Below are 14514 nucleotides of genomic sequence, written 5' to 3' on the forward strand. Positions count from 1 at the left end.
GGTTTCACTCCTGAGACAAGGCGCCAGATGGCTGATCGAACCAGCGACGCTTGAGCCACCAGGCCACGCCAACCAGCGAGATCAGTACCGGCACTTCCACCAAGGGCCCGATGACGGTGGCAAACGCGACCGGCGAGGCGAGGCCGAAGGTGGCGATGGCCACAGCAATGGCCAGTTCGAAATTGTTGCTTGCCGCGGTGAAGGCCAGCGCAGTGGTGCGGGGGTAGTCGGCCTCCAGTAGCTTGCCCATCCAGAAGCTGAAGAAGAACATCACCACGAAATAGATGGTCAGCGGGATGGCGATGCGCAGCACGTCCAGCGGCAGTTGCAGCACCATGTCGCCTTTCAGGCTGAACATGGCAACGATGGTCAGCAGCAACGCCACGAGGGTCAGCGGGCTGATTTTCGGAATGAAGTGCTCCTGGTACCAGGTGGCGCCTTTACGGCTGATCAGGGTCTTGCGGGTCAGGAAACCGGCCAGGAACGGGATACCCAGGTAGATCAACACCGATTGGGCTATATCGAGGAAGCTGGTCTCGATGACGCTACCTTCCAGGCCGAACAGTGGCGGCAGCAGGCCCAGGAAGATCCAGGCGTACACGCTGAAGAACAGAATCTGGAAAATGCTGTTGAAGGCGACCAGGCCGGCCACGTACTGGTTATTGCCGCCGGCGATCTGGTTCCATACCAACACCATGGCGATGCAACGCGCCAGGCCGATGAGTATCAGGCCGGTCATGTACTCGGGCTTGTCGGAAAGGAACACTACTGCCAGCCCGAACATAAGCACCGGGCCGATCACCCAGTTCTGGATCAGCGACAGTGCAAGGATGTGCTTGTCCTTGAAGACCTGTGGCAACTCCTCGTATTTCACCTTCGCCAATGGCGGGTACATCATGACGATCAGGCCGATTGCGATGGGGATGTTCGTCGAGCCCACCGACAGCCTGTTCAGCCACGCTGGCAACCCCTGGAACAGGCTTCCGAGAGCGATCCCCAGGCCCATGGCCAGGAAGATCCAGACCGTCAGGTAGCGGTCGAGGAAGGAAAGCCGGCTTTTGCTCATGGTGTATCTCCCTGAACGTCAGCGCGTTCCGATGATCGCCAGCTCGGCCTTGAGCCGGGCGGCATCCAGTTGTTCGAAAGGCAATGCGAGAAATGCCTTTTTTTCTCGGCAGTGGTCAGCAGCAGGCAGCGACGCGCTGAGGGCGGTCACCCATGGTGTCCAGTCGTTTGGCGCTGGTGCTCAACCATTCGCGATTGGCATCCAGCGTGGTTACCAGGACATCGCGTACCCAGGCGGGAAGCTCTGGATGCAGGCGGTAGTAAACCCATTGGCCCTGCCTGCGGTCTTCGAGCAGGCCGCAGGTGCGCAGTTGTGCGAGGTGGCGAGAAACCTTGGGTTGGCTTTCTTCCAGGGCGCAGATCAGTTCACAGACGCACAGCTCTTCCTCGCGAGCGATCAGCAGCATCATCCGAATGCGGTTCTCGTCGGCGAGGCATTTGAAGACCTGGGTCGGGGTCAGCGAGTCAGTCATGGCAGTTCTCGGTGTTTGCTTTTCATGCTTGATATATATGGTTTTTCAAATATACGATTTTTCGCATGTATTGCAAGGCCTGCCAGATTGGTTCCTGCAGACGAAAAGAAGGCCTTGCAGGAGATCGCCCAGCCCTTTGGGCTGCGCTGTCGCGCAGAGAACTCAATTCGCAAGCGCGACGCGGCCTCTGTGGGAGCGGGCGTGCCCGCGAAGAATTCAACGCGGTGGTTGGCACCGGCTGCGCCGGTGTTCGCGGCGGTTCGACGCCTCGACACGCCCGCTCCCACAGAGGCCCTGCTCAATCATCCAGCTATATGCAGTTCCATGAGGGCGGGCCAGTCCGTTCCACCATAGCGTCCTGTCGATCAAGGCTTGACCGCCCACGCTGTGCAAATACGTTTAACATGCTCCAGGCCTGCCCCCATCGTTGAAGAGATCTGTATGGAGTTACGTCAGCTTCGCTATTTCCTGAGTGTTCTGGAGTACGGCAGTCTTGGCCGGGCGGCGGTCGAGCTCGGGGTCGGCGCCTCCGCACTGAGCCAGCAACTGTCGAAGCTGGAGAGCGAGGTGAGTACCCGGCTTTTGACGCGTTCGAGCACCGGCGTAGCGCCGACCGCGGCCGGACTGGCCTTCGAATACCATGCGCGTCTTGCGCTTCGTCAGGCGGAACATGCTGTGCTGGCAGCTCAAAGTGGCCGCATGAGCGGCTATGCCAGCGTGGGGCTGGCTCCGACCACGGCTTCGATTCTTGGCCTTGCCTTGATCGACAGGATGCGAGAGCGCTATCCCGATATCCGTCTGCACCTGGTGGAGATGCTGTCTGGTTACCTGATGAACCAGCTCAATGCCAGGCACCTTGACCTGGCGGTGCTGTTCCAGGCAGAGACGGGGCCGCGCCTGGAGGTGCGGGGGCTGCTGACGGAGCGGCTGTTCGTGCTGGTTCCCGCACCGCTGGTCAAGGACGGCTGGGGCGAGTCGCTCACGTTGCAACAGATCGCGACGTTGCCGTTGGTGATGCCCAGCAACCAGCATGGATTGCGCACGACGTTGCGCTCGATTTTCGAGCGGGCAGGGCTGGAGGCCAGCATCGTCATGGAAGTCGATGGCCTGTCGCTGTTGATGGATTGCGTGTGTGCGGGCCATGCCGCCACCATCCAACCTGGCGCGACAGTGGCCCGGGCGCATCAGGCGGGCCTGCGCGTGTTTGCTGTCGACGAAGCCCTGGCGCAGCGTCGCAATGTGATTGTCAGCCTGACTGATGACGAGCTCTCACCGGCGGCGCTGGCTACGCGGATCGTACTGCAGGACGTTGCCCGGGAGCTGGTGGAGCAGGGCCGATGGCCAGGCGCACGGCTGCTTTGACCCAGGCGCCGGGGGCGCTTGTTCCGACCCTTTAGAAAAACTGAATGCCTCCCCCCGACCATCGCGTTTCGCGGTCTGCGGGCGCTCATTAAAGTCCCCGGTCACGAGGAGCAGCCGAACATTCGGCTCTTCGTGATCTGGAGGCGAAATGATCGATGTGCTAGTCATCGGAGGGGGCAATGCCGCCCTCTGTGCCGCGCTGATGGCGCGAGAGGCCGGAGCCAGCGTGCTGCTGCTCGAGGCCGCACCCCGCGCCTGGCGTGGTGGCAACTCACAACACACGCGCAACTTGAGGTGCATGCATGATGGACCGCAGGATGTGCTGGTCGAGGCGTACCCGGAAGAAGAATTCTGGCAGGACCTGCTGAAGGTTACCGGCGGCCAGACCGACGAAAAGCTTGCGCGGCTGGTGATTCGCGCGTCTTCCAGTTGTCGCGGGTGGATGCGCCGCCATGGCGTGCATTTTCAGCCCTCGTTGTCGGGTGCGCTGCACACAGCAAGGACCAACGCCTTCTTCATGGGCGGCGGCAAGGCACTGGTCAACGCCTACTTTCGCAGCGCCGAAAACCTTGGCGTACAGATACGTTACGACACGCCAGTAGCCGACATCGAACTGCAGGGCGGACGCTTCGTCGCGGCCCATGTGCCGGCGCGTGAGGTTCAGGGGCGACACCTGCCTGCCGAGCGCATCGAGGCGCGTACCTGTGTGCTTGCCGCCGGCGGCTTCGAGTCCAACCGTGAGTGGTTGCGCGAGGCGTGGGGGCAGAACGAGCGAGGGGAGTGGCCTTCGGACAATTTCCTGATCCGTGGCACGCGCTTCAATGACGGGGTGCTGTTGCGCCGCATGATCGAACAGGGCGCCGACACGATTGGCGACCCGACCCAGGCACACATGGTGGCGATCGATGCTCGTGCGCCGTTGTACGACGGCGGCATTTGCACGCGCATCGATTGTGTGTCGCTGGGCGTGGTGGTCAACCGCGATGGCCAGCGCTTCTACGATGAAGGCGAGGATTTCTGGCCCAAGCGCTATGCCATCTGGGGGCGCCTGGTGGCGCATCAGCCTGGGCAGGTGGGGTTCTCTATCATCGACCAGAAAGCCCTCGGGCGCTTCATGCCACCGGTTTTTCCGGGCGCTACTGCCGATAGCCTGGAGGCGTTGGCCGGCCTGCTCGGTTTGCCTGTGCAGGCCTTCCTCGAAACCGTGCATGCCTACAACCGAGCCTGCCAGATGGGCACTTTCGACCACACCCGGCTGGACGACTGCCACACCGCAGGCCTGGAGCCGGCGAAAAGCCACTGGGCGCGCCCGATCGATACGCCGCCTTATTACGGCTACCCGCTGCGCCCTGGCGTGACTTTCACCTACCTGGGGCTGCGCACCGATGAAACCGCCGCCGTCCATTTCGACGGGCGTCCCAGCCCGAACCTGTTCGTTGCCGGTGAAATGATGGCGGGCAATGTACTGGGCAAGGGCTACACCGCAGGCGTCGGCATGTCCATCGGCACCGCCTTCGGCCGTATCGCCGGGACCAGCGCTGCTGCGGCGGCGGGTTACGAACATCCAGAAAAAGAGAAGAGCCATGACTGCGCAACTGCCTGAGCCACGCCAGCCTGACACCGCCGGGCCGGCCCTCGAACTGATCCCGGTGTTGAACGTCGAGGAGCAGGAAGTGGACCGGCAAATGCGGATCTGCAATGCCTGCCGTTACTGCGAGGGCTTTTGCGCGGTTTTCCCGGCGATGACCCGCAGGCTGGAGTTCGGCAAGGCCGATATCCATTACCTGGCCAACCTGTGCCACAACTGCGGCGCCTGCCTGCATGCCTGCCAGTACGCGCAGCCCCACGAATTCGCGGTGAACGTGCCCCAGGCGATGGCCAAGGTGCGCGGGCAGACATACGCCGAGTACGCCTGGCCGGCCCTCTTCGGGCGGCTGTACAGGCACAACGGCACCTATGTCGCCAGTGCATTGGCCGTAGCCTTGTCGCTGTTCCTGCTGCTGACCTTGTTCGTCAACGGCACGCTGCTGCCCGGGCGGTTGGCTGGGAATTTCTATGCGGTCTTCCCGCACAACACCCTGGCACTGATGTTCGGTAGCGTCTTTGCCGCTGCAGCGCTGGCCCTGGCGGTGGCGGTACGTCGCTTCTGGCGCTCGGTCTCGCCTGCCGAGGCGCTGGCGCAACCGGCCAAAGGGGCGGTGTTCGAGGCATCAAGCGCGGTGTTGACCCTGAAATACCTCGACGGTGGGCACGGCCAAGGTTGCAACAATGCCGATGATCGCTACACGCTCTGGCGCCGTCGCTTCCATCACTTCACCTTCTACGGCTTCATGCTGTGCTTTGCCGCCACGGTGGTCGCCACCGGTTATCACTACCTGCTGGGCCAGCAGGCGCCGTACCCGCTGCTGAGTGCACCGGTGTTGCTCGGAACCCTGGGCGGAATTGGCTTGATTGTCGGGCCGGCCGGGTTGCTGGCGCTGAACCTGCGCAGGGCGCCGGAGCAGGGCGATGTGGCCCAGCGCCCCATGGACCGGGCCTTCATTCTGCTTCTGCTGTTGGTCAGCGCCACAGGCCTCGCCTTGCTGGGCCTGCGTGATACCGCAGCGATGGCGATCGTGCTGGCGCTTCACCTGGGGACGGTGATGGCGCTGTTCATCACGCTGCCCTATGGCAAGTTTGCCCATGGCCTGTTCCGCAGCGCGGCACTGCTCAAGTTTGCAATCGAGAAGCGCCGGCCCAACAAGCTGGGCCTGGGCGGGGAGTGAACCATGAACTCAGCCCGTATTTCCCCTGCGCCGTGCCGAGCCGGAAGCAAGGCATTTCGTTCAACGGTTGGGCCACTTGTCCAGCAGGATCGACACGAACTTCTCCGCTGCCGGCGACAGCGACGCCCCTCTGCGGTAGACCAACCCCAGGGTGCGGGTTACCTGGGGCTCGATCAGCGGCACGCTGACCAGGGTCGGGTGGTCGGCGCTGGGCATGGCCAGGCTGGGCATGGCCGACACGCCCAGCCCGGCCTCGACCATGCCCAGCGAGGTCGACAGGTGCTGAACCTCATAGAACCACTTGGGCCGCAGGTTGAGCCCGGACAGGGCATGGTCCAGCAGCATCCGGTTACCGCTAAGCCGGCCTACGCCGATCAGGCGGTAGTCGGCCAGTTCTGTCCAGGTGACGGCCTCACGGTTCGCCAGCTTGTGGTCCCTGCGGCAGGCCAGCACGAAGTGCTCCTGTACCAGGGAGACGAACTCGATGTCCGGGTGCTGGCCACTCATCATGTTGATGCCGAAATCGGCTTCACCCCGCAGCACGGCTTCGAGCCCGTCGTTGGCACTGAGGTCCAGCAGACGAATGCGGATCTTGGGGTATTGCTCGTTGTAGTCGCGGATCACCGATGGCAGGAAATAGAACGCTGCGGTCGGAATACAGGCGAGGGTTACCTGGCCGGTCTGTCGTTCTGCGAGTTCGCGAATGCTCAGGATCGAGTCTTCGAAGTCATCCAGCAGGCGCCTGGCCTTGGGCAGGAAGTCACGCCCGACGCTGGTCAGGCTGACCCGACGAGTAGTGCGTTCCAGCAACGAAGTGCCCAAGCCTTCCTCGAGCTTCTTGATCCGTCGGCTCAAGGCGGGCTGGGACAGGTGCAGCGCTTCTGCGGCTTCGTGGAAGCTGCCGAGTTCGGCGATTTTCACGAAAGATCGTATGTCTTGCAGCTCATATTCCATCTCGGATCGCTCTTGGCATTGGGTTCGGTATTGATGCTCAAATCGGAACAATAACTACGATATTTGCATTGGATTGATTTATCCATCCCTGTCAATCTTTTGTCCACAGCATCAATGATGTCCATTGATCAACAAGAGTGCGAAATCATGCAACGAATTCCTTGCGTACTCATGCGCGGTGGCACCTCCAAGGGCCCCTTTTTCCATGCATGGGACCTTCCTGCCAATGTGGTCGAACGCGACGAATTGCTGATCAACCTGATGGGTTCCGGGCATGAACTGGAAATCGACGGCATCGGTGGCGGTAGCCCGCAGACCAGCAAGGTAGCGATTGTCAGCCCCTCGCTGCATGCCGACGCCGACGTCGATTACCTGTTCGTGCAGGTCATGGTCGCCCAGCGCCGGGTCGATACCGCGCCCAACTGCGGCAACATGCTGTGCGCCGTTGGCCCGTTCGCCATCGAGCAAGGTCTTGTCAAAGGCCAGGACGGCAAGACGCTGGTGCGTATTCGCAACCTGAACACCGGCACTTTCGTCAATTCGCTGGTGGAAACCCCCGGCGGCATCGTGCGCTATGAAGGCCGCACGGCGATCGATGGCGTACCGGGCACTGCCGCCCCGGTACACCTGACCTTCCTCGATGCGGTCGGCAGCAAGACCGGCAAACTGTTCCCGACTGGCAAGGCCAAGGATGTGATCGACGGCGTTGCGGTCACCTGCATCGACATGGCCATGCCGATGATGGTGGTGGAGGCCAGCCAGCTGGGCGTCACCGGCTCGGAATCCCCGGCCGAACTCGACGCCAACGGCGAACTGCTCGAGCGCCTCGAGGCGTTGCGCCTGAAGGCCGGCAAGGCCATGGGCCTGGGTGATGTCAGCGGCATGGTCATTCCCAAACCGGTGCTGGTATCCAAGCCCCGTTATGACGGCACGTTGCAGGTTCGCTACTTCATGCCGCACAACTGCCACCGCGCCTTGGCCATCACCGGAGCGATAGGGCTGGCGACTGCCTGCGTCAGCCCAGGTACGGTGATCGGCGATCTGCTGGGCGAGGGCGCCGTGCAGTTGACCGAAGTGCGTCTGGAACATCCAAGCGGCGGTATCGATGTCGCGCTGTCGCGCAGTGGCGCAGATGGCAAGACGATTCAGGCCTCTGTGGTGCGAACTGCCCGGCGGTTGTTCTCAGGCTTCGTTTACGCGCCTACATTCCGCAGGTTGGCGGGGTAGGCCCAGGCGGTAGTCCGGACCTGTACATTCGCAACAAGCGCATCCGCACAATTTCAACAATGGGTGATGCCTCATGAGACTCGCCAAATCGCTGTACTTCCAGATCCTCTGCGCCGTCCTGCTGGGCGTGGTGGTCGGTCACTTCTGGGCGCAACAGGCCGTTGCGCTCAAGCCTCTGGGTGATGCGTTCATCAAGCTGATCAAGATGATGATCGCGCCGGTGGTTTTCTGCACCATCGTCACCGGTATCGCCGGGATGACCGACAAGCGCTCCCTCGGGCGTTTGATGAGCAAGACCTTGCTGCTGTTCCTGGTATTGACTGTCATCAGCCTGATGATCGGCCTGGCAGCGGTATACCTGTTCCGCCCTGGTGTCGGCATGAACATCGACCCTGCCACTCTCAGCACTGCGGGGCTCGGCCAGTACGCCGCATCTGCGGCGAAGCTCAGCGTGGTCGACTTCTTCATGCATATCATTCCCGACACGTTCATCGGGGCGTTCAACAAGGGTGAAGTGTTGCCAGTGCTGTTCATCGCGGTGCTCAGCGGCTTCGCCTTGTCTTCGATGGGCAAGAAGGGCAAGCCGGTACTCGATGTGCTGGAGTCTGCTTCGACCATGGTGTTTCGCATCTTTGGCTACCTGATGCGTTTCGCACCGGTCGGCGCCTTCGGTGCCCTGGCCTTCACCGTCGGGCAGTATGGCGTGACGTCCCTGGGTGCACTGGCCAAGCTGGTAGGTACGCTCTACATCGCCTGTGCGTTTTTCGTGCTGGTGGTGCTTGGCGGCATCTGCCGTGCCCATGGCTTCAGCTTGTGGAAGCTGCTGCGCTATTTCCGCGAGGAGTTTCTGGTGGTGCTCGGCACCTCGTCCACCGAGCCTGTACTGCCGCGCATGCTGGAAAAGCTGGAGAAACTGGGCTGCAAGAAAGGTGTGGTCGGGCTGGTACTGCCAACCGGTTACTCCTTCAACCTCGACGGTACTGCCATCTACCTGTCGTTGGCGGCGGTCTTCATCGCTCAAGCCTGCAACATCGACCTGAGCCTCGGCCAGACGGTAACGATGCTGGCGATCATGCTGTTGTCGTCAAAAGGCGCAGCGGGTGTGACCGGCAGTGGTTTCGTTGCGCTGGCTTCGACCTTGACCGTCATTCACGACATCCCGTTGGCAGGGCTTGCCTTGCTGATCGGCATCGATCGCTTCATGTCCGAGGCGCGTGCCCTGACCAGCCTGGCCAGCAATGCCGTGGCCACGGTGGTCATCTCGCTGTCGGAGAATGCCTGTGAGCGGGAAACCTTGCTGCGCCGCCTGAACGGCATTCCGGCTGCACCGGACGAGGCGGATATTGCGCAGGCCGACTGGTCTGCCGAGCCTCGGCATCGCGGCTGAAAAGCCTCCTCACCTTCCATAGTTGACTTAGAATCCCACTCAGCATCCCAGCGATGCCGAGTGGGGTAGGGGGCCGTCTGCCTTGCCGATGGCCGCAATAGAATAAAAACAAGAGAAAAGACCATGCTCGCACTCCTGGGCCTGATCATGGTGGTGACCTTCACCTACCTGATCATGAGCAAACGCCTGTCGCCAATCGTTGCGCTCACCGTGGTACCCATTGTCTTTGCAGTGATCGGCGGCTTCGCCCCCGAGCTGGGCAAGATGATGCTCGATGGCTTGAAAATGGTGGCGCCCTCGGCGGCCCTGTTGTTGTTCGCTATCCTGTTCTTCGGCCTGATGATCGATGCCGGCCTGTTCGACCCGCTGATCCGCAAGATCCTCAAGCGCGTCAATGGCGACCCGGTCAAGATCGCCATCGGTACCGCGCTGCTCTCGCTGCTGGTGGCGCTCGACGGTGATGGCACCACCACCTACATGATTACCTGTGCGGCCATGCTGCCGCTGTACAAGCGCATCGGCATGAACCCGATGATCCTGGCCACGGTATCCATGCTGTCGCTGAGCATCATGAGTGGCATGAGCCCTTGGGGTGGTCCGGCTACCCGGGCCATTGCCGCGCTCGGGCTGGATGCGACCGAGTATTTCATCCCGATGCTGCCGACCGTGATCGGCGGTGCGGCCTGGGTGGTGTTCACCGCGTTCCTGCTGGGCCGCGCCGAGCGCCGACGCATCGGCAACATCGCCCTGGAGTCGGGTGGCGGCAACTGCTACATCAAGGAAATCCTCGGCGAGAGCCCACATAAGCGCCCACGCCTGGCGTATGTGAACCTGGTGCTGGTGATTGCCGTCATGGCAGCGCTGGTGATGGGTGTGATGCATTCCGCACTGTTGTTCATGATCGGTTTCGTCGCGGCGCTGATGATCAACTACCCGCAGCTGGATCTGCAGAAAGAGCGCATCCTCGCCCATTCTGGCAATGCCATGACAGTGGTACTGCTGGTATTCGCCGCAGGCATCTTCGCGGGGATCTTCTCGGGCACCAAGATGGTCGATGCGCTGGCGCAGACCCTGGTCGACTGGATTCCCGAGGCGTGGAGCCACTGGTTCCCGCTGGTGGTGGCGCTGACCAGCATGCCGCTGACCTTCGTACTGTCCAACGACGCTTACTACTTTGGCGTGGTGCCGATCCTTGCCAACGCTGCGGCCGCCTACGGCATCGACCCGGTTGAAATCGCCCGCGCCTCGGTGCTGGGGCAGCCAGTGCACCTGATGAGCCCGCTGGTGGCCTCGACCTTGCTGCTGGTGGGCATGGTCGATCGCGACATCGGCGACTTCCAGAAGGCCACCGTGAAATGGGCGGTGCTGACATCACTGGTCATCACCGCACTGGCCTTGGTCACGGGTGCCTTGTCCTTCTTCGTCTGATCGGCTTCGGGCGCCGCTGGCGCCCACCTCATCCAAGAACAACAACAGAGTATCGAAAATGTCCCGAACTGTTTTCCGCCGGGCCACCTGTGGCCTGCTCTGCGGCTGGCTGCCTGTGGCCGGCGCTGCCGGATTCATCGACGACGGCAAGCTCAAGCTGCAGCTGCGCAACGTTTACTTCAACGAGAACTTCCGCGACGAACAAGGCATGAGCGCCCGCGCTGCTGCAACTGCAAAGAGCGAGCGTGTGGAATGGGCACAGGGTTTTCTGCTCGACTACCAATCAGGGTTCACCCAAGGCCCGCTGGGCCTGGGGCTCGATGCCCTGGGGCTTGTAGGCGTACGGCTCGATTCGGGCCGCGGCCGCAGCGGTACCGGCTTGCTGCCGGTGCATGACGATGGCCGTGCCGCGGACGAGTTCGCCAGTGCCGGGGTAACCGCCAAGGCGCGACTGGGGCAGACCATCGTCAAGCATGGCACCTTGCTGCCCAAGACTCCGGTGCTGGTGTACAACGATGCACGATTGTTGCCTCAGACTTACCAGGGTACGCAGCTGACCAGTACTGATGTCGATGGCCTGACCCTGACCGCCGGCCACCTGGACCGTTTCAAGCAGCGGGACTCCTCCGACAGCACCGGCCTGTTCCTGGATGGTTACAGTGGCAGCGAGTCTGGCGATTTCAGCTTTGCCGGGGCCGACTATGCCGCCAGCAAGCAGCTGCGCTTGAGCTATTTCCACGGCCAGCTCGAACACTTCTATCGCCAGGACTACCTAGGTCTGGTCCACGACCTGCCGTTGGCCGGCGGTGTATTGACCACCGACTTGCGCTATTTCAAGAGCCGCGACAGCGGGGCCGCTCATGGTGGTCAGATAGACAATGACATGTTCAGTGGGCAGCTGTCCTATACCCACTCGGGGCACACTGTCGGTGCCGGTTACCAGGTGCTCGACGGCGAGGCAGGGCTGCCGTACATCAGCGGCGCGACGGTTTACTCGTTCAGTAACGTTGGCATAGGCAAGTTCATCGAGGAGGAAGAGAAAACCTGGATGGCGAGCTACGCCTACAACTTTGCAGCGGCCGGTGTGCCCGGGCTGACCTTCATGGCGCGTTACCTGAGCGGGGACAACGGTCGTTCCGGTGATGCCGGGCTCAGCGAGTGGGAGCGTGATGTGGAGCTTGCCTACGTGGTGCAGTCCGGGCCAGTCAAAGGGCTGGGCGTGAAACTTCGCAACTATGTATACCGCTCTGACTTTGCCCGAGGTCGTGACAGCAACCGGATTTATCTCACCTACGATATTGCGATCTGGTAATGCGGCCGTGCGAGCATGCATGCCTCGAGGTGCTTGCTCGCACGCATTTCATGCTTTGGACGGCTGTGGCGCTTTCCTGCCCAGTCGGATCAGCTCATTGGAGAAGCACAGGCCGAAGAGAATCAGCCCGGCCCCCAGGTACAACGTGTCCCGCGGTACTTCATTGAGCACCACGAACGCCAGCAGTGCGGCAAACAGCGGCTCGGTCAGCTCCAGCGCCTGGACTTGCGAGGGTTTCAGGTACTCGATGGCCTTGGTGGTACAGAAGAAGCCGAGGATGGTCGGCAACGCGGCCAGCGCCAGCAGTGCCATGACCGCCACCAGCGACAGCTCGCCAATGTTGAACCCATCGGTTGCAGCCGGCATCAGCAGGTAGAGGCTGCCGAAAAACAATAGTTGCCGGGTGAAATGCAGCCCCCCGGAAACGCCCATGCGCTTCATGGCAACCGAAAATGCGCCATAACCGCAGCCTCCGATCGAAGCGAGCACTGCACCTTGCAGCGTGAAGCCTTGTTCCAGGTCGGCTCCAAAAATCACGGCAATACCAGCTATGGTCAAACCGGCGCCTACTGTCGCATTGGCGGTGATTGGATCCTTGAGGACTATCCGTCCCAGTAATATCGAAGAAATGGAGGCGCTTGCCATCAGGATCACCACGACGCCTGCCGCGGCGTAATGGCTATAGGCCGAAGTCTCAAAGTGGAACAGCACAAAAATGCCAAGAAAGGCGCAAACGGCGGCATGGAACCATTTGGCCGTATGCAGTGGCCGCTTGAGGAACAGTAGCAGTGCTGACAGCAACAGGCAGCCGAGGACTGTTTTTATCAGGGCGATGCTGCTGGAGCTGAATCCACTGTTCATCAATACCTTGCTGAGTACACCGATCGTTGCATTCAGTGCAGCGGCGCAGAGTGCAAAGAGCAAGCCTTTGCTGAAATGAGATTGCATTTATACATTCCTTGTTATTTGGCTTTATGTCTTCGCCCGGTCGACATGGAGGCGATTGCGGCCGGCCTGCTTGGCGATATAGAGCGCCCGGTCGGCGCGCTCAATCAGTGATGGCGCGCTGTCCAGGGCCGTACCATCGGAGCAGGCGATGCCGATACTGGCGGTTATGTGTCCGAATGGGCTGCCTTTGTGAGGGATGGCTTGCAAGGCCAGGCGCTCGAGCATCAGCCTGCCGACGACGGCCGCTCCATCGTTGTCGGTATCGGGCAGGATTACCGCCATTTCCTCACCCCCGTAGCGTGCCAGCAGGTCGCGAGGGCGGCGAATGCAGGAGGAGAGCAGGGAGGCTATCTGCTGCAGGCAGGCATCGCCCGCCGGATGCCCGTAGGTGTCGTTGTAGGGTTTGAAATGATCGATGTCGATCATCAGCAAAGCCAGCGTGGTGCCATTGCGATGGGCCGTGCGGATTTCCTGAGTCAGCGCTTCGTCAAAGCAGCGCCGGTTGGCAAGCCCCGTGAGCGCATCGTGCATCGCCAGGCTCTCGAGCTGCTGGTTGCTGTCGAGTAGCCGTTGCTGGGTCAGTCGAAGCTCGCTTTCGACCGCATTTCGCCGGCTCATGGCGCGAATCAACAGCCAGCCAATGGCCCCGGTCAATGCCAGCAGCACAGCGACCACCAGCGTTGACAGCAGCGCCTCGAGCCGACAGGCCGAGAGTGCCTCCTGCTTGCCCAGCGCGACCGTTGTCACCAAGGGTAGCTTGTCGCTCTTGCGAAACGCATAGAGGCGCTCCACGCCGTCCAGGCTGGAGGTGAACGATGCAGTGCCTGCTGACTGGTCGACGAGATACTTGGTAAAGATGGGCGACTTCGAAAAGTTGCGACCCATGTCCTGTTCCCGAAACGGGTAGCGCACCAGCATGGAACCGTCGGTATAGGCCAGCCCGATGGCACCCTCATGGCCGACATCGAGTTTGCCGAATAGCTGCAGGAAGTTCTCCACGCCAAGCGTCATGGCGACAACGCCGGCGAATTCGCCATGGTCATCGTTGAACCGTCGGCTGATGGTGATCACCCATTCCTGGTTGACGCGGCTACGGATTGGCAGGCCGATGAAAGGGTCGCGGGACGGGTCGTCACGATGGTGTATGAAAAAGGCGCGGTCGCTGCTGTTGGCACCGACGGGGGTCGGCTGGTTGGACGACATCAGCCAGCGTCCGTCCCTGGCGTAGATCATGATGCCGCTCATTGGCGGCATCAATGGTTGCTGGCGCTTGACCAGTTGATCCAGCCGCTCGATCTGCGCAGGTCCGGAGCCTTCGGTTTCCAGGCGCTCGACCAGCCCGAGCAGCAGCATTGAGCTCTGACGGACAATACCTTCCGAATAGGTGGACAATGCCTGGGTCAGGTTAAGACCATGGACATTGACGTCTTCCAGGGCACGCTCGCGAGAAGCCATGACCTTCCACAGCGTTAGCGAGGCGAGAGAGCAACCGATGACCGATAGCAGTAGCACAACGAGGTGGATGTCACGCTTCACGTCAATTCACACGCCTTTTTCCCTAAAGACCAAGTTGAGCGTCGACACGCTTTAACT

Annotated in this window: 12 protein-coding genes; 7 read left to right on the top strand and 5 right to left on the bottom strand. The window is 61.4% G+C overall.

Going from position 1 to position 14514, the window contains the following annotated elements; genetic code table 11:
• Window positions 1-4: 4 nt before the first annotated feature.
• Both arsB and E5221_RS12650 read right to left on the bottom strand, forming a co-directional pair.
• Entirely contained in the window at window positions 5-1066 is a 1062-nt protein-coding gene (arsB, locus tag E5221_RS12645) for an ACR3 family arsenite efflux transporter (RefSeq protein WP_061550736.1), read from the bottom strand.
• A gap of 115 nt (window positions 1067-1181) precedes the next feature.
• On the bottom strand, window positions 1182-1538 hold the full coding sequence (locus E5221_RS12650) for a metalloregulator ArsR/SmtB family transcription factor (protein WP_039612841.1): 357 nt from the start codon (window positions 1536-1538) through the stop codon (window positions 1182-1184).
• Window positions 1539-1979: 441 nt separating this feature from the next.
• Between E5221_RS12650 and E5221_RS12655 the strand changes: the two genes are divergently transcribed.
• The 3 genes from E5221_RS12655 to tcuB all read left to right on the top strand — a co-directional run bounded on the left by E5221_RS12655 (window position 1980) and on the right by tcuB (window position 5665).
• Complete coding sequence (locus tag E5221_RS12655) at window positions 1980-2900, top strand: LysR family transcriptional regulator (protein WP_013972228.1); 921 nt, start codon at window positions 1980-1982, stop codon at window positions 2898-2900.
• A gap of 148 nt (window positions 2901-3048) precedes the next feature.
• Entirely contained in the window at window positions 3049-4503 is a 1455-nt protein-coding gene (gene tcuA, locus E5221_RS12660; protein WP_247847580.1) for an FAD-dependent tricarballylate dehydrogenase TcuA, read from the top strand.
• Window positions 4484-5665 carry a tricarballylate utilization 4Fe-4S protein TcuB gene (gene tcuB, locus E5221_RS12665; RefSeq protein ID WP_054573822.1) on the top strand — a complete coding sequence of 394 codons (1182 nt, stop codon included), beginning with the start codon at window positions 4484-4486 and terminating at the stop codon, window positions 5663-5665. Before tcuA ends, tcuB begins: the two co-directional genes overlap by 20 nt.
• 60 nt (window positions 5666-5725) lie before the next feature.
• On the opposite strand, the gene E5221_RS12670 is transcribed toward tcuB, so the two are convergent.
• Window positions 5726-6619, bottom strand: coding sequence for a LysR family transcriptional regulator (locus E5221_RS12670; RefSeq protein WP_013972231.1), 894 nt, complete (start codon window positions 6617-6619; stop codon window positions 5726-5728).
• 147 nt (window positions 6620-6766) lie between these two features.
• On the opposite strand from E5221_RS12670, the gene E5221_RS12675 reads away from it, so the two are divergent.
• The 4 genes from E5221_RS12675 to E5221_RS12690 all read left to right on the top strand — a co-directional run bounded on the left by E5221_RS12675 (window position 6767) and on the right by E5221_RS12690 (window position 11973).
• Window positions 6767-7846: a 4-oxalomesaconate tautomerase gene (locus tag E5221_RS12675; RefSeq protein ID WP_015270082.1), complete on the top strand. Its 1080-nt coding sequence runs from the start codon at window positions 6767-6769 to the stop codon at window positions 7844-7846.
• A gap of 73 nt (window positions 7847-7919) precedes the next feature.
• Window positions 7920-9233, top strand: coding sequence for a C4-dicarboxylate transporter DctA (gene dctA / locus E5221_RS12680; RefSeq protein WP_247847581.1), 1314 nt, complete (start codon window positions 7920-7922; stop codon window positions 9231-9233).
• 123 nt (window positions 9234-9356) lie between these two features.
• A complete protein-coding gene (locus tag E5221_RS12685; protein WP_013972233.1) occupies window positions 9357-10661 on the top strand; it encodes a citrate:proton symporter in 1305 nt (434 codons plus the stop codon).
• Between the two features lie 58 nt (window positions 10662-10719).
• On the top strand, window positions 10720-11973 hold the full coding sequence (locus tag E5221_RS12690) for an OprD family porin (RefSeq protein ID WP_061550734.1): 1254 nt from the start codon (window positions 10720-10722) through the stop codon (window positions 11971-11973).
• Between the two features lie 48 nt (window positions 11974-12021).
• Here the strand turns inward: E5221_RS12690 and E5221_RS12695 are convergent, their stop codons facing one another.
• Entirely contained in the window at window positions 12022-12921 is a 900-nt protein-coding gene (locus tag E5221_RS12695; protein WP_061550733.1) for an EamA family transporter, read from the bottom strand.
• 24 nt (window positions 12922-12945) lie between these two features.
• Complete coding sequence (locus E5221_RS12700; protein WP_247847582.1) at window positions 12946-14457, bottom strand: sensor domain-containing diguanylate cyclase; 1512 nt, start codon at window positions 14455-14457, stop codon at window positions 12946-12948.
• Between the last annotated feature and the right edge of the window lie 57 nt (window positions 14458-14514).

This window comes from Pseudomonas sp. A2 (assembly GCF_023100865.1).
GTDB lineage: Bacteria > Pseudomonadota > Gammaproteobacteria > Pseudomonadales > Pseudomonadaceae > Aquipseudomonas > Aquipseudomonas asiatica.